The organism is Pollutimonas bauzanensis (genome assembly GCF_900129885.1).
Lineage (GTDB): Bacteria > Pseudomonadota > Gammaproteobacteria > Burkholderiales > Burkholderiaceae_B > Pollutimonas > Pollutimonas bauzanensis.
Genome location: NZ_FQXE01000009.1, coordinates 176,969 through 199,104, shown reverse-complemented (window position 1 = coordinate 199,104; position 22,136 = coordinate 176,969). Strand labels below are relative to the sequence as shown.

The following is a 22,136-nucleotide window of genomic DNA, read 5'->3' as shown; positions in this document are numbered from 1 at the left end:
GCCGTCATAGCCATGCTCCTGAATCTCGCGTAGCAACACCACGCCTGGGATCCAGTGTGGCCGTGCCGCTTCGATACGTTCTAGCAAATAGCCCTTATACGGATCCAGCTTGGTCGGCCGTGCCGTTCTGGGACTGTATTGCTCGGCTGCCGTCTCTCGTAGATACCGCCTGATCGTATTGCGTGAGCACCCCAGCTCGCGCGCCATCTCTCGAATACCGGCGCCATGCCGCATTAACACCTTGATTTCCACTGCTTGCTCCTGGGTCAACATAGTCGGCGGCCAAAAAACCACCATATTCGCCCAAGTGGGTCAGTTTTACTCCGGCGCAGTGGGTCAGTATTACATCGGCGCTAACAACCACTCTTGTTCTCCTAGCTATGGTGTATGGTGGGTCTTCATCGTCATACTTTTTCTTATGCCCGTCCTTCTTTAGCTGCGCTGCCCAAAAAGGACTTGACCGGGGCACGTACATCGCCCAGCGCCGTCAATAAGCCATCAACTTCGTCGGGCGTAAACGTCAGCGCCAGTAGCTCACTTCTTGTCAGGCGCTTGATGAATCGATCAAAGAGCTGGACTTGCTGCCGTGTCCTGAACTCCACGGAAATGCAAATCGGGATGTTGGATACCATATCCAGACCGGTATCGATAGTCGCGTTTGCACGGTGGCCGGTATTCTTGGAGATGTTCAATGTTCAACTGCCTCTCGTGGTGGCAAAGCGTGCGGCATTTACCGGCCGTGATTGGCGGGCTCCTGTTCATGATCGCTGAGCCGCTCCTCGGTTGCGGGTGATTTCACAATCACAACCTGGCGGCAGGTTGGATTCCACATCGCTTTGACTGATTTGGGCTTCTCCATCCAATAGAGCACCTCATCGTCTCCGTATTGTTCTGTTTTCTCAGACGAATACCAGTGATGAAACAATGAGTGGTCACTTCGATGGCGAGACAATATTGTGATCGGGCTGCGGCCGCTTCCCGAGCGCCGTGGGACAAAGGCAATGACTTCTTCACCAGGCCTGGGGCGCATAACGTTCGTCGGTATAAAACGCAAGGTCTGTTCCGTTATCAGAGGCGCCATTTCTGAACTCCTATTTAGATGGCCAGCCATGTACTGGCAAATTGCGTAACGATCACGAGGGCCCAGAGCCCGGCAAATTACGAACCGGATCGTCGACTGCATCACTTCAAGACCGCCAGCGCTTCGGTTGCATGGGTCTCAAAATCCGTAGCCGTCTTTGGCCAGTTCAATCCCCCTGTCCAGTTCGTGTCCGAGATTGGCATCCTGCACAATGCCCACGTCGCCGGTGCGATAGCGGATCTGGACGGGTGAATTTCCCCGCTGCGCCGGCAGGTCAAGGCCCACCAAGCATTTCGCCTCGTGCGCGACGTAGCCACCATCTTTCACACGCTGTAGAACTACGCCCGATGAGATGGCCTCTATCGGCCCGATATAAGTTTGGCCCGCGAGCGGGTACAGATCCTCGATCTCATCTTCAAGGTAAAGTTCAATGATGTCGTGCGCCTCCATTGATACAACAGGCTTGTAGCTGCGTGCGAAGCTACCCGCAATGTCAGAGTAATCGAAGCGATTCGGAAGCAATCCAAATCCATGCTCGCTTGCGAATTCCTTTACGATGTCATGGCTGGCGCGATAGTTCTCGATGATTGTGAAGGCTTCTTCCTTGGGCATGATCTTGAACGCATATCCCTCTGAGCCCTCATAGTCGAATGAGACATACGAGCACACGAGAGATTCACCGGCATTATCTATCGCGACAATCTGTACGGCACTCGTTGTGGAAGCCAATGAATTGGTCAAGGCCATCGTGGCGTCGGGGTGTTCACGCCTCGCTTCTTTGACCCAACCCTGGTACTCCGGGGGCACTGTGCGACTAAGATGCTTGCAAGCCAAGGTTTCCCAGGGAGAGTTCTCGTAGTTTCCCAGCGCCTTGATGTCCTGAACGGATGCCCCCGTCCAGCGCGACATGCTGTCACCGAATATGTCCTCAACGTCGGATACGTCCTCAATATCTCCCATGTCCAAATCATCTACCGCTTCATGATCTCCGCCGCGATCGAACTCGGTCGTGGCATCCGAATTCGCGGGTTTGCGCCAGAACTCGGCAATCTTTGCCGGCAAGTCTTTCAGTTTCATGGTTATTCCTTGAGGATTGGCATGCACCATTACAGCGATCGCGAGGGTAACTCGGGGAGCTCATCTCCCGCTGCACCGTTCCAAGACCACCAGTTGCCAGGGCCATAGCTCGAATCGTAATGGGCGATTTTTTCCTGTTTGCGCGCCTGATAATCGGGTGTGGCCATGCCCCAGACCTCCATCGGCACGGGAGCTCCTGTGTCCTTGAGCCAGAAATCAGGGAAAACGTGTTCGTGGCTGTCAAAGCGCAGGGGCTTTTCAAACCTGCGGTTCTCCTGGACCAGCCTTTCGGCCAGCAGGGCTTCGAACCCACTGTCAACCGGAATCCAGTCTTTTGTCATCCACATGAGCGCCAAATCGATGACATGCGCCTGCAGCGCGCCGGCCGCAGTTTTGGGCGGGTCAGTCTGGGCAAACATCATCACCGGATTGCCGGCTATCCACGCGCTCACCTCCGAGCCAAAGCGGCGCTTGGTGATTTGCCACAGTTCGCTACCCATGTCCAGGTATGGTATGCCGTGAAAGCCTGAGATCGGGAGTGTGCGGGCATTCTCCAGGCCTTCGCGGTGGCGCGCCAATGGCGCTGCCACCACCAGCCTGCGGCGCTCATTACTGGCCGAAATGGCTTTCGCCTGGTTAAGGCGGGGTTGTTGGCCCTCGGGCGATGGGGTGCCAATCAAGAGGTTCTGCGCAAGCTTTACTCTGCCGGCGTAGGTCGTCATGGCCACCCGCATCAGGTGGTGATGCACGACACCTAGGTTGCGCTTTCCCAACATGGCCGGTGTCCAGGTATTGAGCGCGGCCTGGGTCCACAAATAGTGCAGCAGCCCAAGCAACGTCATGCTGGATTGACTGACGCGGGATTGCGAAGTGGTCTTGGAATTGGAAGCCGGCGCTTCGTTGTCTGTAGGCGCTTTCGTGACGCGCTGCTGTAGACCGATCTTCAGTTTGATCTTTGTGTTGCCGTCGTCCAGCTCTTGGATGACACCTCGCTTGTACGCGCCCATCCCGGATGCATTAGGGTCCACGCTATAAAATACGCAGTCTTCGGCATGTTCCGGACCCGTCTCTGGAAATCGAGCCAGGTGGAAGCGATCCGAGTTTGATCGGCTGTGGATCGATAAACGCTTCTCGCCCATGCCAGCGCACAGGCACCGGACTACGGCCTTGCCATGAGCCATCACGAGTACTTTCTTCCAAGCATAGGCGAATTGATCGTCAGTCTGAAATTCCGGACTATAAGTTTTCGTCTGGCCCGCCAGGCTGACTTCGACTGGGTAAGATTTGTACTCTTTCATTGATGTTCGAACTCACGTTTGATTTCGTCGGCCAGGGCCTGGACTCGGCGCATCGCGGCGCCGGAAATTGCCTGGGCGAGTTGTGTGTCGCCACTGCGTTTCATTTGTTCGTTGAAAGCTTTGCTTCCTTCGTTCAGGACAATCACTTCGGCAAATGACAAGTAACCGGGTTGGTCATTGTCCGGCGCTGTATATCGTTCGTATTCCATCCTGAGGCATCGACATAGGTCGTCACCATCTTGACCGGTGTATTGTGTTTCCATTGAGCACATTCCAATGGGGTTGGGAACAAGCTAGGCATCATGTATCAACGCGCAAAGCGTTGAGCGTGGCGAATGATTTCACAGGGATCCAAATAGTCGGCAGACGGCACGCATCCCCGGTGTAAGGCCCCGGTTGCACGGCATGGGTGAAGTGAAAGGGAAATGCGCTGCCCGACGCATCACGCGTGTCGTCTGCGGGCCATTCGGTCTTCAAGGGCTGTGCGGCCTCTAGATGTCCACATTTAGGGTATTCGGTAAAGCCGGTTAATGGAGGGCCATATTTCGCGACCGGCAGCAGAGTTACGATTGAAATCGGCACGGCGTACTCCAACAGGGACGTCCAACCGCCGCGTTATTGCTCAGTCATCTACCTGAGTAGCGCTCATGATGTCCAGCCGCGTAGTCTTAGGATCGGCCGTGATCTTTTCTTGGAGCCAGTTCCAGTCAGCTTCAGTCTTGATCGTTCGTTCCAGGCAAAAGAAGCTCGCACCAGCACCTATCTCATAAAGCCATCTTGTTGTTTCGGTGGTCGGGTCGAACTGCCTAATTCCCGCAATAGGTCTGCTTCCCTTTGCCTAGTTCTTGCCGCCGAGTCAATCGCCTTGCTGGACTGTATGTATAGATTAATTGCATCCAAATCGCGCTTGCGCAATGTAAGCCCTTGGGTTAACCATTTCCGCACCGCTTCGGCAACATCATCGTTTTCGTCGGCAAGATGTTTTAAATAATCCAAGTCATCAACGCTTAACGGCTCAACCCCCCATTTATCACGTAAACCAGGAATGACGACCAAAACCCCACAAACTCCAAAAATAAAATGCGCTACAGCGGTAAAAAATGCCGATATGTGCATACTCTTCGAAAGACCTTCCATCATTGGGGTGGTAAAGATCACGACAAGCATAGCCATGGACAGCAACCAAACTAGAGTAGCAACCCAAACAAAGCCCAACAGCAAAAAAGTTTGGCGTTGAACCGTTTGTTCCGATGGTTTTTGATAAGTGAATTTAGGATTCATATTCTCCTTCTTTGAAAATTTGTCCTTGTTTGGCCGTTTTACACATTCAGCGCAGCCTCGACGATTTCGTCCAGAACGGCATCGTTATCGACCACCCAACTGGCAATCGTTACATTACCGCCAACCTCCAGTCGCTCATCAAGGGATAGCGCAAGCCGCAAAAATGAGTCCGACCAAAGAATTTAGCCACTAAAGTTTTAGTCTGTCAGTTCTCGCCTGCCGCCTTCTGGATGCGGGCGATATAAAGATCGGACAGATCTTTCCGGCGCTTGGTTGACGTATCACCAGCGTAATAGAGGCCCACGCCCTGCCACAGATCGCCACCGGCCCGTCGTCGGGCGTCAGAGAGAAACCAAGCAGCAGCCCGGAAGTTTTGACACGTGTCGATTTTCGCCTCGTCTGGGTCGATATTGGCTCCTTTTTGCGCTGCTAGGAGCGCTGGTTCGCCCAGCCCCATCGGTCCAAACAATCGGGCTGCCAAGGCCTCGTTATGCGGGGGCGAATCCGCTAGACGCATTGCATTTAGCACCTTTGCTGGCACACCAAACTCGGAAGCAGCCTTTTCCAGACAAGGATCGATCACGTCCTTGCCGAGAGTTGCAGTAATGGTGAAACTTATAGATGCCATTGCCAGTAGAGAAACGCCGAAGATACGCGGCCAACTCTGCCAGAAAATTACAAGATATACGCTGCTCAAACCCAACAAAAGAGTGGCCGCTACAAGGAAATTGGCAGGCAACGAGGAAGCTGCTTCCGCAAGGTTACTGGCCATATTCATACTTTTTTCTCCAAATTTCGCGGCGTCAAGTGAAGGGCAATTGTTCCGATTTCGGCAACCGGCAACATGATCAGCCAGATTCGCAACATGCCGTCCCAAAATGTTGCATCGCCAACGATGGGCCATGCTGACGGCCAAAACCATTGCAGTCGATGAAATGCGGCGATGATACCGGCAATATCATCCAGCACGCTTGGCCGCTCGGTCTAGCCCCTCAATTTCAGCCAGGACGAGGGCACCCGCTTTGACCAACTCGCGGCGTCGGTCGGGAGCCTTGCCGATCCACCCTTCCAGCAGGATGGCATCGCCCAGCGTGTCTCCGTACCCTGTTTCTGATGCAGGCCACTCGCGCGCGCCCGGTGGCATCGCGTAGAAAGCCGCCATTGCTGCAATTTCGTCATTCACATTCGTCATTCACATGAGTATCGTCATGCTCCGGCGTCCAGCCCTCAGCCTCAACCTGCCGGCGGCGCTCGGCCAGTACGTCGCGTGCGGCGGCCGTCGCTGGGTCGGGCTGGGCTGATAGCGCGGCGCTTGCTGCCGGAGCATCTGCCAGGATATCGCCACTATCAAGCCCTGGAATGATCTTGCAAATCAGTCCTGCCAGTGCTAGCTCATGTAGTAGCGTTGTATCAGGCAGTGCATCCTCCGTATCCGCATCCTGCTCCGTTTGGGGGTTATCGGGATTGCTTCCGGGATTGAAGTTTCGGTCGTATCCGGCAAATGGTGGGGTGGTGGCGGCAACGGGGGTAGAAAGAAGCCATTCGCCGTATGCGGACAGTCGGTGTTTGCCAAAACCGCGCGGCTCAAGCGCACCAAGTTGCGCCAGATGCTGGATTGTCGACTTATCGATACTGTGCGCGCTGTCCATGATGACGGTCCTCTGGAAGTCACGTAGCGCAATCATTTGATCATGCGTCAACCGTGGGGGCTGCGGGTCCGCGGCAGGCTGTACACTGGTCCGTTGCGCCTCGATCAGGTCAAGCGGCACTCTATACCATGCCGGCTCGCCGATCGCGAATCGCGCGGGGCCGAACGACAGGGCGTAGCGCCCGTCTTCGTGCTGGTATAGGATGGGAATAGGGTCAGTCATGGTGTTCTCTCTGTGCGCTGGTGTAGTTCCACGTTATCGATGTCAATCGGTACAAACTTCGCTACGTAAGAGGTGGGGGTTCGGAGCTTGCCCATTGCTTTGGACTCTTCCAGGCGACTGCGGTATCGGCGGCAGGGGTAGGCTTATACGGTTTGGGCTACTGTGCGTCAGCGGCCGGTTTTCCCGCGGTGTGAGTGAGGACCGGAGGCGCTCCCGCGTGGGGCGCTTTCTACACAGCCCGGTCGCACGATTTCAATGTTCTACTACGGTTGAGCATGCACATCACGCATTCATGTTTGTGCTATAGGCCACGATCTTTTTGAAACGTCTGTTTGTAAGACGACTCGGCCTCGTGAACGACGCCGAACCGACCCGAAGAATAATCAATAGTGACTATTTGACCAGATTGCGGCCAACCGGAAGCAACGACCGTTTGGCGTTGATGAACAATCACGTGATTCGTCGCATCGGCTTGTTGCTGCACGATATAGCGATCCGTCTCCCCAACAATCAAACCGTGATACTGTTGCCCGGCTATTGGCGGTTCAATGTGCACCTGGTCGCCAACCACTTCTTTTGCGAGTTCAATCGCTGCTTCCCGATCAAAGTCCAGCAAATTGTCTTCAATGAGTTTAGCCAGGCCCGATGAGTCGCCCTGATACGCCGCAACGGAAGCTTGAATGTTGGCTTCGCGGTCAATACGATGCCAGAGTATTTCGTACCCGGCTTCATGGGCAAGCTGTCTAAAGAAAGCTCGCAACGTTCGCCCATTGCCTTCTCGAAAGGGATGCAGCACGTTCAGTTCGCCCAGATAGTGCCCGGCGCGATTGCTGAACTTATCGGGTGGCAGTCCTTTTAACAGTCCTTCCCGGTCTAGTGCATTGGTAATTATCGGGGCATAACTGTCAATGTGTGCATGGTGGGCAAATCGTGTATTACCCTTGGAGATGTCCACCGTACGTAGTTCACCTGCCCACGAGTAGATGTCACTAAACAAGCGTTTGTGAATCTGCTTGAGGTGATTCAAGTCAAATCTGCCCCGAACCGGGTTGTGGGCAAGTTCATATAACCGCACGGCCGATAATGCTGCTTCTGTTCGCTCAAGTTCGACCTGGTCAGAAATTCCCAAGCGATTACGCAGTACTTGATGACTGATGTCGATGTAGGGGTCGCTGGGGTCGGTCTGATACTTCGACATAGCTCAGTCTCGCAAAACGAAGTGGTATTTAGCCGCTAAATTCCGCCACTTGAAAAGTCGGAGCCGTTGGATTTGGTACGAAACTCGCCCGCTTGAATGCGGGCTTTTACGCTACGCAGGACCTCCTCGACGCTCAATTCACCATCGGCGGCACGCTCTAATTCGGAGATGGTCTGTGAATCCACCTCCAGACCTTCGAGGCGCTGACTGGCTATTGCATCGGTTACTGCACGGTGCCGGCGCTTGAGTTCTTGATTAGTCATGGTGATCCCAGAGCAATTATGGTGACGATACAAATACAGTTTCTATTATAAAGCGCATGGTTTCCTGCAAGACTGTTTACTAAGGAATTCTTCGTCGGCCTGCGCTTGGCCTAAGTCGACGATCATATCCAAAGCAACAGGTTCCAGGCACTGATTTATGCATAAGATATGCAGTCTCGCGACGTTTTGATGGTGACCAACTTATCCATATTTTCAGTTGTACATATGGATTTTCCTTTTTTCTTAATCACTTTCCTGGTCGTTCTTTCTTTGGTCCGCATCGATTTTAAAACCGATACAAGTAACCACGATGCCGGCAAGGATTCCAGGTACTACGGCAGCGGATATCAATGAGCCTGGTTGGCCATATAAGATATCCGTGATTGACACCATGAGAATCATAACCGTACCCATAAATTGTAATAACGATCCCATAACTTGCTCCAAATCACTGTTGGAAACTTATATCTTCGATTCGGACCCAGAACGCCGATCCTATATCGGCTGGCAGTCGATTTTAGTGAATTGGAATCAGTGCCGCCGGGACAGGTGCCGTAATTTTCCTCTATGATTCCCCATAACGGGCGCTCTAACGAACTGAGCCTCTTTGGGGTTATGGTTGGCCGGGTCGGTCGGGCTCGGCGATACGCGTGCGATGGCTGTTGATGTGTGGATGGCGGGGCGACTGATCCGCTCGCACGCCTAGCGAGCGCGCCAGCCACGGTTCTTATGGCTATTTCGGCCCATGCCATCACCAGCCGGGATACAGCGCATAGAGCTTCGCCCAATCGGCCAGTACACCCTGCGCGTGAAGAATCTCGATGCCTTCGGCGGCGTGCCATTTTTTCGGTACCCGCACCATCCAGTACCGATCGTCGCCTTGCAGGTAGAGCTGCAGCACAGTCGCTACCATCAACTGGCGGACTGGTGGCAGCTCCCTGTAGTCGCTGCGCCACTTTTGCAAGCCGCCGGGAAGCTCCGGCTGGTCCGGGTCGCTCCAATCCAAACCGCGCGGACGCATCAGGTAGTGGTCCCCCTCGTTTCCGTAGCGATGGTTGACGCGCTCGAAGAAAGCGCCAAGCTCGTACAGGTCGATGATGTTCCACACGTGCTCACCGAAAGGGCGCGGATTGCCCCAGAATGGTGGCATCACATCGACGCCGCAGATTGCCGCCAGGGCGCAAGCATCCCGGTCGTCCATCGACGACCGCTTCTCGATCATGTCAATGAAGGAACACTCCGGGAAACGTCCACGCGCGAACGCCGGCGAGACAAGGGTGTAGCCGGTGATGGCCACGGGAACCTGATCATGGCGGACGGAGCATTGTTTGGCCCGCTTGAAGTTGACGAGTTCGACCTGATGGGAACCTAGCGTAAGCCCCAGGTTGTCCAGCAGGTCCGCCACGTGGGAAGAAATGTGCAGCATTTGATACTCCTGAGAGAAGTCCGCCCCGAAAGGCGGCCGTGGAAGTTCGGCCAATACGAACGTCTTGGCGTCCTGCACAGAGGCTTCGGCGCGATCGGTCCTGGCGAGCGCTCCGAATGAGAGCTCGCCAAAACGGCCTCGCCAGAGCCGCTTTGGTAATAGCCGATATCCGGTCAATGCAGGGTGCGATGCCCTTGGCACAATAGATTATTTCGAGCACGCGCGAATAGACCGGTTCGGACAAGCGCGGATAGACTGGTTTCGACAAGCTCGAATGGGTCGGGTGGCACATGCGCGGCTTCCATCGCCCGGATTTTTTGAGGCCGCTCCGTATGTGTCGGCTCGCCCAGCGGCGGTGAAAGCAGCCGACAGAGCGGCATTCAAAAAGCCAGCGAGTTTCGCTTGTGATGAATACGGGGCCCACAACGTAATCTGGATAATGGGGCTTGGCGGCGGGGCGCTTGATTCCAACGTCATACCAGAACGAGACTGGCTCGAATGGGCCCTAATAGCCTCAAGCCTAGCTTTCCGCACCGTGTCCAGCTTTCCGACCTTTCGGTGAATGCCGTATCTGGTGTTGCGAGCTGAAGCGATGTATTCCCCGGCGCCGCTCTTGATGATGCGCGTGCGGGTAATCATAAGACTCATCTCGTTCTCCTATTTATCGGCTTCAGTAAGCACCCGTATGGGTGCTTGCCAAAGCGGCCTCTCCAGAGGCCTGTTGCCCGGCCCGCCGAGATACCACGACGGGGGCAGGGGGCTTTGATCCCGCCAGGCGCAGTTGTCGCGGTACCCGGTGGCCGGTACGACAATGCATTTCAAGCGGTGCGGTCTTTCCCGCGGGCATCAAGGATTTACTCCGCCAATCCTCGATTCAGGGTGCTCTCACGAGCAGTCCGGGCGTCCATTTGGTAGTTGGGAACAGGGCATATCGCCCCGCTGTGTTCCATGGATAGCCGATAGTTATCGAGTGCTTCAGAGTCCCGGCGGACCGGTGACTCTACCTCAATCACATCTGACCTTTAACCTGTTTTGCTTCTACCCAGGTCTCGATACTGCAGCAGGTAGCCGCGCAATCGGTTGGTCCCGTTTATAGGGCCGGCGCGGTATTTATCGACTTCCGGATTGTTAAGGAGCGCCCCCGCCTAGTAGCAAAGGGTAAGTAAATAGTAGCATACGCTACGCTGTCCAGCAATAGCATTTGCTTCTATCCTCCGATAACAAGGTCTTGGCATGGTTACAGCGGAAAAGCCCATAGGATTTGCGGTCAAGAGCCGAAACTCAGACGCAGTAACGTTTTATATCTAAATTAATAATTAGTTACTTTACAGCTAAATTTTTTTCTTGAAAAGGTCGATTACTTTCGCGCTGGCTTTGGGAGGTTTCGCGCTTGCTTTGGGAGTTCAGTTTGCGGCTCTGTTGAGAGTTCCGCAATAGCAATGGCTGTGTCAACCGCCGAAATTAAGGGCCTAGTCGCCCAAACAGGCATGGGCTCATCATCGCGACGCAGCACAAGGTCTACAACTCGTTGAGCCGCATCGCCGATCGCCGCGTATCGTGCCGCAATCTCGTTTAACGCCTTCGCTTCTATAGATTCGACGTTGTTGCCGACTTTGACTCGCGCATTTGAATATTCTTTCGCGAACCAACCGCGCATACCCGGAAGATTCTCAATCTTATAAACCGTTCGTTCGGATATGGCCCGACTGCCACTAATCATTTGCCTGATAAAGGCTCCGTCGCGATAGCCCAAACGACGCCCAAACGCAGTCCTGTCTCCTTTAGAGACAGCGTCGACAGCGTCAGCTAGCCGCTGTCTGCGATGGTTTGCGAGCTCAATTTCGTTCATCGGTGAAAAGTAGCATGTGCAACAGTAGCTATTGCATCTACAGTCTAGTAGCATGTGCTACTATTTCATTCAATGCGTCTGAAGACAATGCTCCTTTCGGCTGTTGCTGACGACGCCGGACTGGTAAGCCGCCGGGATAGTCGCCCTGATGATCGGCATCCAAACTGGCCCAGAATCGACCTCTTAATAGAGAGAAAGCGCCGACCCGTGCGGCTTCACGAAATGAAACGCCGATACGAATTCACTATGACAAACAACCCCTGTTTAGCAGCTAAACACTGCTCGGTGTACTGCTGACTCTTGCCGCGTTTAGCGGCTAAACACTCCAGGAGCTATCGTGAAAATATTCGTTGTCGCAGGAGGCAAGGGCGGTGTGGGAAAGACCGCTTGCGCCGCTCATACTGCCTTTTTTTCCCACGAAGCGGGTTTGCGTACGCTCGCCGTGGACCTAGATACGGGCAACCTCTCGAAAACCCTGGCGGCATATGATCTAGGCATCGTCGCCAGCGCTCTTTTCGGCGATACGCCGCCGGAGCGTTTAGCGGCTAAACAGGAAGCCGCCGGGTCACAGGGCCCGATTGCAGCCGACGTAGCCCTGGTAACGGATCTGTCGGCCAACTGCCACAAGGGGCGGCTCGATCTGATTCGCGCCGACAACCTGTTGCCCAACCTCATCTATCTGCCGTTGGAGCAGGCGCTTAGCCGCTTTACCGCCAATCTGCAGCGCTTTGGGCAGGACTATGACCTATGCGTGATCGACACGGCGCCGGGCCTGGGCATTGCCTTGGCTGCGGCGTTGCATGCGGCCGACGCTGTCATTTCGCCGGTGGAGATGGAGGCATACTCCATCGAAGGCATCAAATACTTGATGCGCACCATCCTCAATGCTCGCCAGCGCAACCCACGGCTCTCGTTTCTTGGCATCCTGCCAAGTCGGGTCGATCGTCGCAATCCGCGCCAGGTGACGCATTTGGCACAGGTCCGGGCCACGCAGGGAACCTTTGTGGTGCCATTGGTTGTCGGCCTGCGTTCCAGCGTGGCCGAGGCCTTGGCCCTGGGCGTACCCGTCTGGAAGTTGCGCAAGACATCGGCTCGCGCCGCCGGCGTGGAGATGCGAACCCTGGGGAACTACGTGTTGATCAAAATGGGAGTGCTGCAATGAACTATGCAAACCGTTTAGCGGCTAAACAATCTGCCGGCTTGGACCTGGCCGGGCTCGGGGATTTGGCCGCGATGCTCAACGCCCCTGTGTCGCCTTCCAGCAAACCCCAGATGTTCGACCTGGATCGCATTCGCGAGGGTCGAAACCAGCGATCCGAGGACAATCCAGGTTTCAGCAAAGAGAGCATTGCAGAGCTTGCTCAAAGCATGACGGGAGGCCGCGGCATCAAGGTGCCACTGTCCCTACGCCCAGATCCAGATGCGCCGGGCTACTACATTATCAATCACGGACATCGCCGCTACCGCGGCGCCAAGGTCGCTGGCTTAAAGCAGGTTCCGGGATTCATCGATGAGCACTTCGACAAATACGACCAGTTGATCGAGAACATCCAACGCGAGGGACACACCGCGCGCGAGATCGCCGATTTCATCGGCAGCGAGCTGGCCGATGGCAAGACGTTAACGCAGGTCGCGCAGTTGCTTGGGAAATCAAAAGCTTTCGTGTCGCAGCATATGAAGTTGCTCAATCTTCCCGATCCCGTGGCAGACGCCTTTTTTTCGGGCCGAGTCCAAGACATCACGCTGGTCAATGAATTAGCGCGCGCCCATAAGGAAAATCCTCGGCTCGTCGAGCAAACCTTGGCCGAAGCGGGCGACAGTTTAGCCGCTAAACAGGTGACGCGCGAGACGGTCAAGGCGTTGCGTAAGCAGGCTGTTAAGCGTGCGGGCAAATCCGGCAAGCCCGCTAAGGGCGGCGACGTGCGACGCATGGAAAATGCCCTGTCCGACCGGCTGGCAACCACGGTGAGCATATCCGAACGCCAAAAGGGCAAGCGGGTGCAGCTCATCGTATTCGCCCAGAACTGGGAGCATTTCAACGATCTGCTGGTTCGCCTGGGGTTCGGCGAGCTTGTCGACGGATCTGTTTAGCTGCTAAACAGATCCGACCGGAGGAAATCATGCTTGATGGTCTTTTGGCAACCTCACCATTGCTAGGCATCGCAGGTGCGATCTTGGGCGCGACGTTGCTGCTGCTGGCCTGGGTCGACATCAAAACCGGGTTGTTGCCGGATGCCTTGACCCTGTCTCTCATGTGGGTGGGGCTGCTTTTCAATCTAGACGGGCTCATCGCCCCTTTGCGCAGTGCAGTGCTGGGCGCCGCGGCCGGATACCTGCTGCTTTGGGCGGCCAATCGCGCACATCGATGGGCCATAGGCCGAGACGGCATGGGATACGGCGACTTTAAATTGACAGCCGCTTTAGGCGCGTGGTTCGGTGTTGCGCTATTGCCTTGGATCGTGCTCGGCGCTTGTATCGCAGGATGGGGAGCCGCCATGGCACGGCGCAGGGCAGGGCGGGCCGATCGGCCCTTGCCCTTTGGGCCCAGCCTGGCGGCAGCGGGCTTGGCGGCGTTAGGCGTTGTGTTTAGCCGCTAAACTTTTGAATTGCTCGGATTTGGGGAACGCATTGCTTATTCTGAATGTCAAGAAGGCGGCGGTCATATTGGCGGGGGGCTTCGCCGTCGCCGCCATGGCCACGACCATCTGGGGGTCGCAATTAACAGCCTTGTTCCTTTGCGCGGCGATGCTGGCGTGCCTAGGCATCATGGGTATCATTCAGCGTCGGCAAATGCGTTATTTGGCACGCTATAACGGTGTCAGCATCTTCTACCTGCAAGAAGGACATTACACCTGGTCCAGCCACGTGGGAGGGTATCCGCCGCATTTTTGGGCCGACCTCTTGCCACGGCTGCTTGGAAAACGCCCGCGGGGCATAAAGCTGTTGGGCGAAAAGGCTGATCGCGACAAGGTGAACCGGTTGGCGTTGCTAGCATTTGAGACCATGCTTGATGAGCTTAGCGCCCAACCCGGCGCGGTGCTGATCAGCGCGAGCGCGCTTAATTTTCTAGATCGGCAGCCTGAGCGCTTGGCCGATAGAGTCCGGGCGATCGAGCAACGACCGCAATGGCGATATCGAGTTATCCACCGCCAATTAAATCCGATTGATACTCTGACTGGGCGCTGGCTCTACGCATGGCCCATACGGCCCGGCGAACGCTATTGGCGGGCAACGGCGCCGGGAATCATCGCTTGGCGAGCACAAGATCCAGTACCAGTCCTTACTGCGGGCATGCCCGGCTGGTCCATTAGCAGTAGCAAGCTGACCATGCCCAGATAACTTCGATCCAACAGGTTTGCTGCGACGTAAGTAAACTTGGTCTCCTCAGTTTCGGCCATCTGCCAATATGTCACGAAGTCAGAATGTTGAGTTGCCACGAGCCAATAAAAAGCCGGCAAGCCCCATAGGACTGATCCGACCCTTGTAATCTTCGACTGTGACGGCGTCCTGATTAACAGCGAAATGATCGTCGCACAAGCTCAAGTCCGCGTATTGACGAAATTCGGCATTGCCATAACGTCCGCTGATGTTGCCAGGCGCTTTGCAGGTGACCCGGACAAGGCCATGTGGGCGTCTTTGGAACTCGAATATGGCGTGACCTTGCCTCCCGATCTGCCGGATCAATATAAGCAGGCGTTGGGTCTGGCTTTTCGCGACGAACTGCGTCCAGTACCAGAAATAAGGCAGGCCTTGGTCTCCATCAAACTGATCGGGCTGCAGTGCTGCCTCGCATCGGGTAGTACGCCCGGTAAGTTACAGTCCATGCTAGGGCAAGTGGGTGTCTGGGATTCGTATCTGCCAACTGCTCGGCAAGGCTCGGGTATAGCGTCTCTCTGTCGTCATAAATAATGAGTTGCTAGGGGAATACACTGCCCCGCTTGCCCTTCTCAAGAAGGTGGCTCCTGATTATGAGCTTCGAGTTGTTTTGATCGAGAAATTGGATAAGCGTTTCTTGGTCAAAATCAGCGAATGGAAAAAGCTGGGTATCAGTCTCGCCGTCTCTATACGTAGCAGTATAGAGGATGACTTTTATTTAGCCTGGGCTCGATCCACCTCGCGCACCTGCTGCCTGAATCGACCCGCGGAATGATGATAAAAGGGCAGGGGCGAAAATAGGCGTGAGACAATTGACGCGACCAGGGAACAGACCAGCAGCCAGAACAGCATCGGCTGGCTGCCGGTCATTTCCATGACAACGACACTTGCCGTCAATGGGGACTGCGTCGCGGCCGCCAGGAAGGCGGCCATGGACAACAGCACAAGCACCTTTTGATCCGCCACGCCCCCCACCCAGCTCGCCAATTCAGCGCCGATGCCAGCCCCGGTGGTGAGGGCCGGGGTAAAAATCCCCCCTGGAATGCCGGCCCAGTAAGACGCAACGGTTGCAAGCAACTTGGCCGGGCCAAACCCCGCTGACTCCAATTGCTGTCCGGCCAAAGCGGTAGATGCAACGCCGTAGCCCGTTCCGTACACGCTGTTGTTGGTCAGCGTTCCCAGCACCGCGACAATCAGCCCCATGATGAAAGCCAGCCATACCGGATGCCTGCGTATCCAACCACGCCAGATCGATGGGGCGAATGAAGCGGCCCCCTTGCTAAGCAGCCAGGAAAAAAGTCCGCCTCCCACTCCGCAAGCCACGCCGCACAACAACGTCCAGCCAAGCATATCATGCGTCAATGCCTGCCCCGTAAATTCCCCAAAATATGGGTTGTTGCCGGCGAAGGCGACGACAATAAAGCCAGCGGCAAGTACGCCAATCAGCACAAGCCTCTGCCAACGCAAGGCTGTGCCGCGCCCCAATTCCTCGATGGCAAAGATAACGCCAGCCAGTGGGGCATTGAATGCCGCCGCCAGTCCGCCCGCCGCCCCAGTCGCAATGAGTTCCTCTGTATGAATCCCCTTCAGCGGCACCCCCAGAGCTTTGCATGCCTGGCCCCACGCCAGCATCAAGGCCGCTCCGACCTGCACCGACGGCCCCTCGCGTCCGATTGATGCGCCACACATCAGCCCGAGAAACGTCAACGGCACCTTCCAGGCCGCTTGAGACAAGGCTACCAGCGAGCGCCTGCCCGAATCCGCAGGCAGCGACAATGCGGCAATGACTTGCGGGATTCCACTGCCGCCGGCATTCGGGGCAAACCGCAGGGTCCACCATCGCAAGAGCGCCAGGCCGAAAGGCAGGATCAGCCAAACCGCCCAGGGCGCCGCCTGCAGCCACCGGTGATTCAAGGCCAAGGCCAAGTCGACCAGTTCCGCAAACCCCAGCGAAACGAAGGAGACGAGCGCGGCTCCCACCAAAACCAGGCTAAATTGAATCGTTCTACGTGACAAACGATGCACTTGCCTCGTCTTGCGCGACACCGTGCGCTTGACGCCCTTGAACCTTGCCCACAACCATGTTTGCAGCATTCAGAATTCCTTTAGTAAAACGAACCGCCGTCGGAAAATTTCCCGCTCGAAGAGAGATCCGTCGAATATGACTCTCCGGCATGGCCCTCGGGCTTTTTTCCATACGGGATAGTTTAATCGACCCTATTTCTCGGTCTCATGAGTCGTGAGCTGGGTGGTGAATCGGCGGACGGCCTACGAGCACATAATTCCGAGGTCGTCACGGCGGGTGGTGGGGCGGACTTGATTCATCGCATGAACTATACGCAACGTCTGAATACCGGGGGAGAGATAGCCCCGGCAGGAGTCGAATTTGTAAAAGTAGGAATTAAGACCAATTAGCTAGTGTCCTTCGTGGGGAGTTGCAAAGAATTCGCGCTAAGTCGCATACTTTGTCCCAAAGTCTATCCCGCGTCCCGCCTGATCGAAAAGGATACAGAGTCGCGTACCGCTTTCGTGAGCGATTTCCTTAGGCGAACATCTTATTTTGTATTTTGAATACAGGATCGAGTCGATGCGCGATACCCATATGAAAAGCGCCGCAGCCTTGAACTGCATGTCACCCCCTTGGACCACCTGCTGGGAGTGCTGTCCGGATAGAAGAAAATTGCGTAAATAACTATAGGGTGCGGGGCCCTGCATATGGTCATCAATGCTATATTGCCATTTTTTAATGGTGGAATCTCTTGATGCAGCAACGATTGCTAAATGAATAGCAAGGACGCTCCAGTCGGTACGGACGACGATATTCGTTCACCCAGCACAGCGATCCTATTAGGCGCCTTGGGGGTCGTGTACGGCGACATTGGCACGAGTCCCCTGTATGCGATGAAAGTTTCCCTTTCGGGGTTCGCCGTTCTGAATCCCGAGCATGTTCTGGGCGTATTATCGCTCTTGTTCTGGCTGCTTATGATCGTTGTCTCGCTCAAATATGTCGTCTGCATTTTACAGGCTGACAATCGAGGTGAGGGCGGAATTTTGGCTCTAATGGAACTAGCCATCCGCAGATTGTCGGGACGCAAGAAATGGGTATACACAATCCTTGGGCTTATCGGCGCTTCATTATTCTATGGCGATAGCGTCATCACACCGGCTATTTCCGTACTCTCGGCCATTGAAGGCATCAGTGTCGTTTCTCACAGATTTGATGAGTGGGTTGTGCCGTTAGCACTCATCGTACTGACTGCGTTATTTGTAATACAGTCGCGGGGCACCGGAGCAATGGGCAGGTTATTTGGCCCCATCATGTTGCTGTGGTTCCTAACTTTGGGCGTATTAGGCGTTTGGCGCATTTCGGAGACACCGGAAGTCCTTCGCGCACTTAATCCATTTTGGGCCATCTCCTTCATTGGCGATGCGCCATGGGAAGTATTTTTATTGTTGGGTGCAATCGTGTTGGCAGTAACCGGCGCAGAGGCTTTGTATGTCGATATGGGCCATTTTGGACGCCCGGCAATTCGGCGAGCTTGGTTTGGTGTTGTCATGCCCGGCTTGATTCTTTCTTATTTCGGGCAAGGAGCATTGCTTTTAGCCGATCCCACGACTATCAAAAATCCATTCTTTTTAATGGCTCCCTCTTGGGGCCTTATTCCTCTGGTGGTTTTGGCGACGTTTGCGACAATCATTGCATCGCAAGCTGTCATTTCCGGCGCATTCTCTATTACGCGGCAAGCCGTGCAGCTAGGCTATTGGCCTCGCATGGTTATTCAACACACGTCAGTACGTGAAGAAGGTCAGATTTATTTACCGCGCGTAAATAGCTTATTGTTTATGGCGGTAGTAGTACTAATCGTTGGATTCGGTTCTTCCGATCGCCTAGCCCATGCATATGGCTTTGCTGTCACGGGGACGATGCTAATGACATCACTTTTGGCTTTTATGGTACTGCCGAAAAATTCTAAGGGACCAAAACGAGCGCTGTGGTTTGCTCTCCTGAGCGTTTTCCTGGTGATCGATGTGCTGCTGTTCTCCTCAAACGCCCTAAAGCTTCTTGAAGGCGGTTGGCTGCCTCTGGGAATTGGATTGAGTATATTGGCGCTTATGCTCGCATGGAAACAAGGACGAGATAAATTGCATGAGGCCTTGGCAGACGGTCAACAGCCTCTTAAAGAGTTTATGGCATCGCTTGAGGCGTATCCACCAATACGTGTGCCCGGCACTGCCGTATTTATGAGCGCGATCGTTAATACGGTGCCGCCGGCTTTATTACATAACCTGAAGCACAACAAGGTACTGCACGAGCAGGTCCTGTTTTTGACTGTTCAGAGCGCCGGCGCTCCTTATGTCCCCGCCCACGAACGATACCAGTTGGAGCGATTGAGCCCGTCGAGCTGGCAGGCGACTGCGACATGGGGCTTTAAACAAGATCCCCACGTACCGCAGATGCTCGAACAAATGGCCAAAGAGCATCCTGAACTGAATCTGGAGCCGTTGCAAGTCTCCTATTTTCTATCGAGGCAGACAGTTTTGGTAGTGCACAAGCTGTCACTGATATCGCGCTGGAGGCGAACCCTATTTGCATTTATGGCGCGTAATTCAGCGGCCAGTACGCGGTTTTTCAAGATTCCTCCGAACCGTGTGGTCGAGATGGGGATGCAACAGGAAGTATAGGATATCGCGGATGGCGGACGGAGGTAGAACGGTACAATTCCACTTGTAGTGTTATTTTTACACTATAAAAAATCTCTGTATTAACACTAGATGATGAAAAATTGGCACTTAACTCCATGAACCACATAGATATCATTGCAGCTGCTCTTTTTGCTCTGGCGCTCGTACATACCTTCGCCGCAAAATCATTCGAGCGGATAGCTGACCGAAGCCAAAGGCATGCGGGACTATTTCACTTGCTAGGGGAAATAGAAATCGTTTTCGGCTTGTGGGCGGCAGTTTTAATTGCCGTGATGGCCTTCGTTGTGGGCGGGGCCGAAGCGCTTGACTACGCGGAGTCGCGCCAGTACACCGAGCCATTATTTGTCTTCGTTATCATGGTCATCGCAGCATCTCGCCCGATTTTGGAAGCAGTTCATGGACTAATTGGTACTGTAGCAAAGGGGGCTCCCGTCAGAACGGCCGTGGCGCATGTGTGGCTCTGTTTCGCTTTGGTTCCTCTTATAGGCTCGCTTATTACGGAGCCGGCCGCGATGACACTGGCCGCCTTAATGCTGGCGCCGCTTGTCTTTCGCCCGGGCATTCCCGAATGGAAAAAATATGGTGCGTTGGGCGTGCTCTTCGTCAATATCTCTATCGGTGGAACGTTGACCTCGTTCGCAGCCCCACCCGTACTAATGGTAGCGGCAACTTGGAATTGGGATAGCGCTTTTATGGTGGCCAATTTTGGATGGAGGGCAGTGGTTGCTGTTCTGATCAATGCCACAGCCCTAACGCTGCTATTGCGGCCCCATCTATCAGATCCGAGCGCTGACGGTAGTAATGAAGTCCAAGCTAAGGTACCCGCTTTTGTTATTGCGATACATCTGGCATTTCTTGCTGCGGTGGTGGTCTCGGCCCACCATCCCAATATTTTCGTCGGAATTTTCCTCTTTTTTCTAGGTTACACCCAAGCCTATGCCAGATACCAAAACCCATTGATTCTTAGAGAAGGCCTGCTGGTGGGCTTTTTTCTGGCTGGTTTGGTGATATTGGGCGGCATGCAACAATGGTGGCTTCAGCCAATCGTATCAAGCCTCGAACCCACGGCGTTATTCTTCGGGACGCTTGGCCTTACCGCGATTACCGACAATGCGGCGCTCACCTACCTCGGTTCATTAATCGAAGGCATGTCAGATCACTCGAAGTACATGCTCGTTGCTGGAGCGGTAGCTGGTGGCGGTCTAACGGTGATTGCCAATGCTCCTAATCCTGCCGGAGTAGCATTGCTGAGAGACGGTTTTGACGACGGCGCAATTGGAATTGGTGGTTTGCTATTGGGTGCGCTGTTGCCCACCGCCGTGGCGGCGATATTCTTCTTAATATAGCGTCGCTGCTACCAAGCCATGCGATGACGGTAGCGGTCACTGCCACGTCAAGGTCTTCGGGGCTGCTCATCCGTTAGATCCGAAACGGACTGTATGCCCGGCCCGTCTTCGAGCCGCGAAACGTTCCGCCAGATGATTCGGCGCCACCCCATGGTAACGTTCCGGCGAACACACCTCGAGCGCGATCTGCATTCGTTAGAGCATGGTGTGTGACCCTACCTCGCTTCCACGTACATCAAGTTATGCTGCTTTCAACATGGCTTCAGCAGTAACTGGGGCCTGAAACCCGTTCGAGGAATTACCGTAGCTTGCGCGCCAGCGCGCGCAGTTGCTGTTCGTCCAGGGTGTCGAGATCCGTAACGGCCCGGTCAGTACCGTCTTGCCTTAAATTCGAACCTGCATCAACCGCTCATTGACCTCTTGCAGATTGAAGGCGGTCGGATCGAAGGGGCCACCATGCCATTGCATCATCTGCGAATGATCAGGGTGATCGGTGTCAGACATGGCTTGCAGGAACTCCATGTAGCCCGGTTCCCCACCCACATCCTCAGGCGGACATGCATTGGCTCCGTCCAGATACCAGGGGGAGTCCAGCGGGCCGCTGAAGGGCGTCACTTCAAGCAGACGAATTCGATGTGCCCAATTATCACCGTAGTCGTAGATGTAATCGAACTGGCGACGAAGGCCCAGAGCCTTGTCCAAGTGCACGCGTTTTTCGTTTTTCAGATCAGGCTCAGGGTAGTCAGGATCGGGTTCGCCGTAATGTGTATCGTCGATGACGAACTCGTGCACGTGCCCACCAAGCCAACCCATGGCCTGCTGGATCGTGACGTGCAGCTTGGGCAATGTGATGCGGCTCGGAACCACAATGGTGCGGTGGATAATCGGCTGAACGTAGCGCAGTTCGATGCGCAGCACCATGGCCTGACCTTGCAGCGCAACGACCTTGGCCACCATTACGCAGCCCTATCAAGCGGTAGCACTTGTCCGGCAAGCTTCCACGGCAATAGCGTATCGATCTGGTTTACGGGGTGATCGGCGATCACAGTCAAGACATGACGCAGGTATGCTTCGGGATTAACGCCGTTCAACTTGGCTGTACCAAGCAAGCTATACATGGTTGCCGCACGTTCGCCGCCCGCATCCCCATTGGGGCCCGGTTTCGACGCTATCTATATACATTTCGAGACCACATCCGCGGTTCATTTTCATTTGTCTCTCTGTACCGTACCTGACGCAGTCTTGCCGCGCCTTTTCCTCAACGCTCACCACCAGGGCTCTTTACCCAAGCAGCTTGAGGTGGTTTGGAGCCTGCTCCTGCAAACCGACTCCGAGGGGCCATCCCTCATCCTCAATAAAGCTCCACA

The 22,136-nt window shown here is 54.8% G+C and carries 25 protein-coding genes and 1 pseudogene; 7 read left to right on the top strand and 19 right to left on the bottom strand.

Going from position 1 to position 22,136, the window contains the following annotated elements:
* The 15 genes from BUB23_RS17035 to BUB23_RS16970 form a co-directional block, all read right to left on the bottom strand.
* Nucleotides 1-273 (bottom strand): helix-turn-helix domain-containing protein (locus BUB23_RS17035; RefSeq protein WP_245801307.1); only part of this gene is annotated, 273 nt, incomplete at its 3' end.
* Between the two features lie 143 nt (nt 274-416).
* Nucleotides 417-692, bottom strand: a complete 276-nt coding sequence (locus tag BUB23_RS17030; protein ID WP_073105084.1) for a hypothetical protein — start codon at nt 690-692, stop codon at nt 417-419.
* A gap of 38 nt (nt 693-730) precedes the next feature.
* Nucleotides 731-1,081, bottom strand: coding sequence for a hypothetical protein (locus BUB23_RS26805; RefSeq protein ID WP_143161019.1), 351 nt, complete (start codon nt 1,079-1,081; stop codon nt 731-733).
* Nucleotides 1,082-1,219: 138 nt separating this feature from the next.
* Complete coding sequence (locus BUB23_RS17025; RefSeq protein ID WP_073105081.1) at nt 1,220-2,158, bottom strand: KfrB domain-containing protein; 939 nt, start codon at nt 2,156-2,158, stop codon at nt 1,220-1,222.
* 29 nt (nt 2,159-2,187) lie between these two features.
* On the bottom strand, nt 2,188-3,456 hold the full coding sequence (locus tag BUB23_RS17020) for a DUF1173 family protein (protein WP_073105078.1): 1,269 nt from the start codon (nt 3,454-3,456) through the stop codon (nt 2,188-2,190).
* Nucleotides 3,453-3,719: a hypothetical protein gene (locus tag BUB23_RS17015; protein ID WP_143161018.1), complete on the bottom strand. Its 267-nt coding sequence runs from the start codon at nt 3,717-3,719 to the stop codon at nt 3,453-3,455. Before BUB23_RS17015 ends, BUB23_RS17020 begins: the two co-directional genes overlap by 4 nt.
* A gap of 37 nt (nt 3,720-3,756) precedes the next feature.
* Nucleotides 3,757-4,038 (bottom strand): hypothetical protein, encoded by a 282-nt coding sequence (locus BUB23_RS26800; RefSeq protein WP_143161017.1) that lies wholly within the window; start codon nt 4,036-4,038, stop codon nt 3,757-3,759.
* Between the two features lie 177 nt (nt 4,039-4,215).
* Nucleotides 4,216-4,737: a hypothetical protein gene (locus BUB23_RS17010; RefSeq protein ID WP_073105073.1), complete on the bottom strand. Its 522-nt coding sequence runs from the start codon at nt 4,735-4,737 to the stop codon at nt 4,216-4,218.
* A 205-nt stretch (nt 4,738-4,942) separates the two neighbouring features.
* A complete protein-coding gene (locus BUB23_RS17005) occupies nt 4,943-5,515 on the bottom strand; it encodes a lysozyme family protein (RefSeq protein ID WP_073105070.1) in 573 nt (190 codons plus the stop codon).
* Nucleotides 5,512-5,706, bottom strand: coding sequence for a hypothetical protein (locus tag BUB23_RS17000; RefSeq protein WP_073105067.1), 195 nt, complete (start codon nt 5,704-5,706; stop codon nt 5,512-5,514). The genes BUB23_RS17005 and BUB23_RS17000 overlap by 4 nt, the downstream gene beginning before the upstream one ends.
* Entirely contained in the window at nt 5,696-5,929 is a 234-nt protein-coding gene (locus tag BUB23_RS16995) for a hypothetical protein (protein WP_073105064.1), read from the bottom strand. The genes BUB23_RS17000 and BUB23_RS16995 overlap by 11 nt, the downstream gene beginning before the upstream one ends.
* Nucleotides 5,913-6,608, bottom strand: a complete 696-nt coding sequence (locus tag BUB23_RS16990) for a hypothetical protein (protein WP_073105062.1) — start codon at nt 6,606-6,608, stop codon at nt 5,913-5,915. Before BUB23_RS16990 ends, BUB23_RS16995 begins: the two co-directional genes overlap by 17 nt.
* A 301-nt stretch (nt 6,609-6,909) precedes the next feature.
* Complete coding sequence (locus tag BUB23_RS16985; RefSeq protein ID WP_073105059.1) at nt 6,910-7,806, bottom strand: Fic/DOC family protein; 897 nt, start codon at nt 7,804-7,806, stop codon at nt 6,910-6,912.
* A 35-nt stretch (nt 7,807-7,841) separates the two neighbouring features.
* Nucleotides 7,842-8,069 carry an antitoxin VbhA family protein gene (locus tag BUB23_RS26795; protein WP_073105140.1) on the bottom strand — a complete coding sequence of 76 codons (228 nt, stop codon included), beginning with the start codon at nt 8,067-8,069 and terminating at the stop codon, nt 7,842-7,844.
* 751 nt (nt 8,070-8,820) lie between these two features.
* Nucleotides 8,821-9,495 carry a hypothetical protein gene (locus BUB23_RS16970; protein WP_073105053.1) on the bottom strand — a complete coding sequence of 225 codons (675 nt, stop codon included), beginning with the start codon at nt 9,493-9,495 and terminating at the stop codon, nt 8,821-8,823.
* Between the two features lie 2,186 nt (nt 9,496-11,681).
* Between BUB23_RS16970 and BUB23_RS16960 the strand changes: the two genes are divergently transcribed.
* From BUB23_RS16960 to BUB23_RS16940, 5 genes are all read left to right on the top strand, one after another.
* Nucleotides 11,682-12,506 carry a ParA family protein gene (locus tag BUB23_RS16960; protein ID WP_073105048.1) on the top strand — a complete coding sequence of 275 codons (825 nt, stop codon included), beginning with the start codon at nt 11,682-11,684 and terminating at the stop codon, nt 12,504-12,506.
* Nucleotides 12,503-13,435: a ParB/RepB/Spo0J family partition protein gene (locus BUB23_RS16955; RefSeq protein ID WP_073105045.1), complete on the top strand. Its 933-nt coding sequence runs from the start codon at nt 12,503-12,505 to the stop codon at nt 13,433-13,435. Before BUB23_RS16960 ends, BUB23_RS16955 begins: the two co-directional genes overlap by 4 nt.
* Before the next feature lie 29 nt (nt 13,436-13,464).
* Nucleotides 13,465-13,941 carry a prepilin peptidase gene (locus BUB23_RS16950; RefSeq protein WP_084136088.1) on the top strand — a complete coding sequence of 159 codons (477 nt, stop codon included), beginning with the start codon at nt 13,465-13,467 and terminating at the stop codon, nt 13,939-13,941.
* 31 nt (nt 13,942-13,972) lie between these two features.
* Entirely contained in the window at nt 13,973-14,683 is a 711-nt protein-coding gene (locus BUB23_RS16945) for a hypothetical protein (RefSeq protein WP_143161016.1), read from the top strand.
* Nucleotides 14,684-14,830: 147 nt separating this feature from the next.
* Nucleotides 14,831-15,253 (top strand): HAD family hydrolase, encoded by a 423-nt coding sequence (locus tag BUB23_RS16940; RefSeq protein WP_281255561.1) that lies wholly within the window; start codon nt 14,831-14,833, stop codon nt 15,251-15,253.
* A gap of 7 nt (nt 15,254-15,260) precedes the next feature.
* On the opposite strand, the gene BUB23_RS27855 is transcribed toward BUB23_RS16940, so the two are convergent.
* Nucleotides 15,261-15,428 (bottom strand): hypothetical protein, encoded by a 168-nt coding sequence (locus tag BUB23_RS27855; RefSeq protein ID WP_425439557.1) that lies wholly within the window; start codon nt 15,426-15,428, stop codon nt 15,261-15,263.
* A gap of 5 nt (nt 15,429-15,433) precedes the next feature.
* Complete coding sequence (locus tag BUB23_RS16930; protein WP_073105036.1) at nt 15,434-16,813, bottom strand: chloride channel protein; 1,380 nt, start codon at nt 16,811-16,813, stop codon at nt 15,434-15,436.
* 687 nt (nt 16,814-17,500) lie between these two features.
* On the opposite strand from BUB23_RS16930, the gene BUB23_RS16920 reads away from it, so the two are divergent.
* Together BUB23_RS16920 and BUB23_RS16915 are read left to right on the top strand one after the other, a co-directional pair.
* Nucleotides 17,501-19,402 (top strand): potassium transporter Kup, encoded by a 1,902-nt coding sequence (locus tag BUB23_RS16920; protein ID WP_073105031.1) that lies wholly within the window; start codon nt 17,501-17,503, stop codon nt 19,400-19,402.
* Nucleotides 19,403-19,518: 116 nt separating this feature from the next.
* Entirely contained in the window at nt 19,519-20,769 is a 1,251-nt protein-coding gene (locus tag BUB23_RS16915) for a putative Na+/H+ antiporter (RefSeq protein WP_073105028.1), read from the top strand.
* Nucleotides 20,770-21,153: 384 nt separating this feature from the next.
* On the opposite strand, the gene BUB23_RS16910 is transcribed toward BUB23_RS16915, so the two are convergent.
* Both BUB23_RS16910 and BUB23_RS16905 read right to left on the bottom strand, forming a co-directional pair.
* The gene (locus BUB23_RS16910) at nt 21,154-21,726 is read right to left on the bottom strand and encodes a plasmid pRiA4b ORF-3 family protein (protein ID WP_073105025.1); all 573 of its coding nucleotides are present in this window, start codon (nt 21,724-21,726) and stop codon (nt 21,154-21,156) included.
* A pseudogene (locus BUB23_RS16905) lies at nt 21,726-21,914 on the bottom strand (transposase domain-containing protein); the annotation flags it as partial. The pseudogene BUB23_RS16905 and the gene BUB23_RS16910, both read right to left, overlap by 1 nt.
* Between the last annotated feature and the right edge of the window lie 222 nt (nt 21,915-22,136).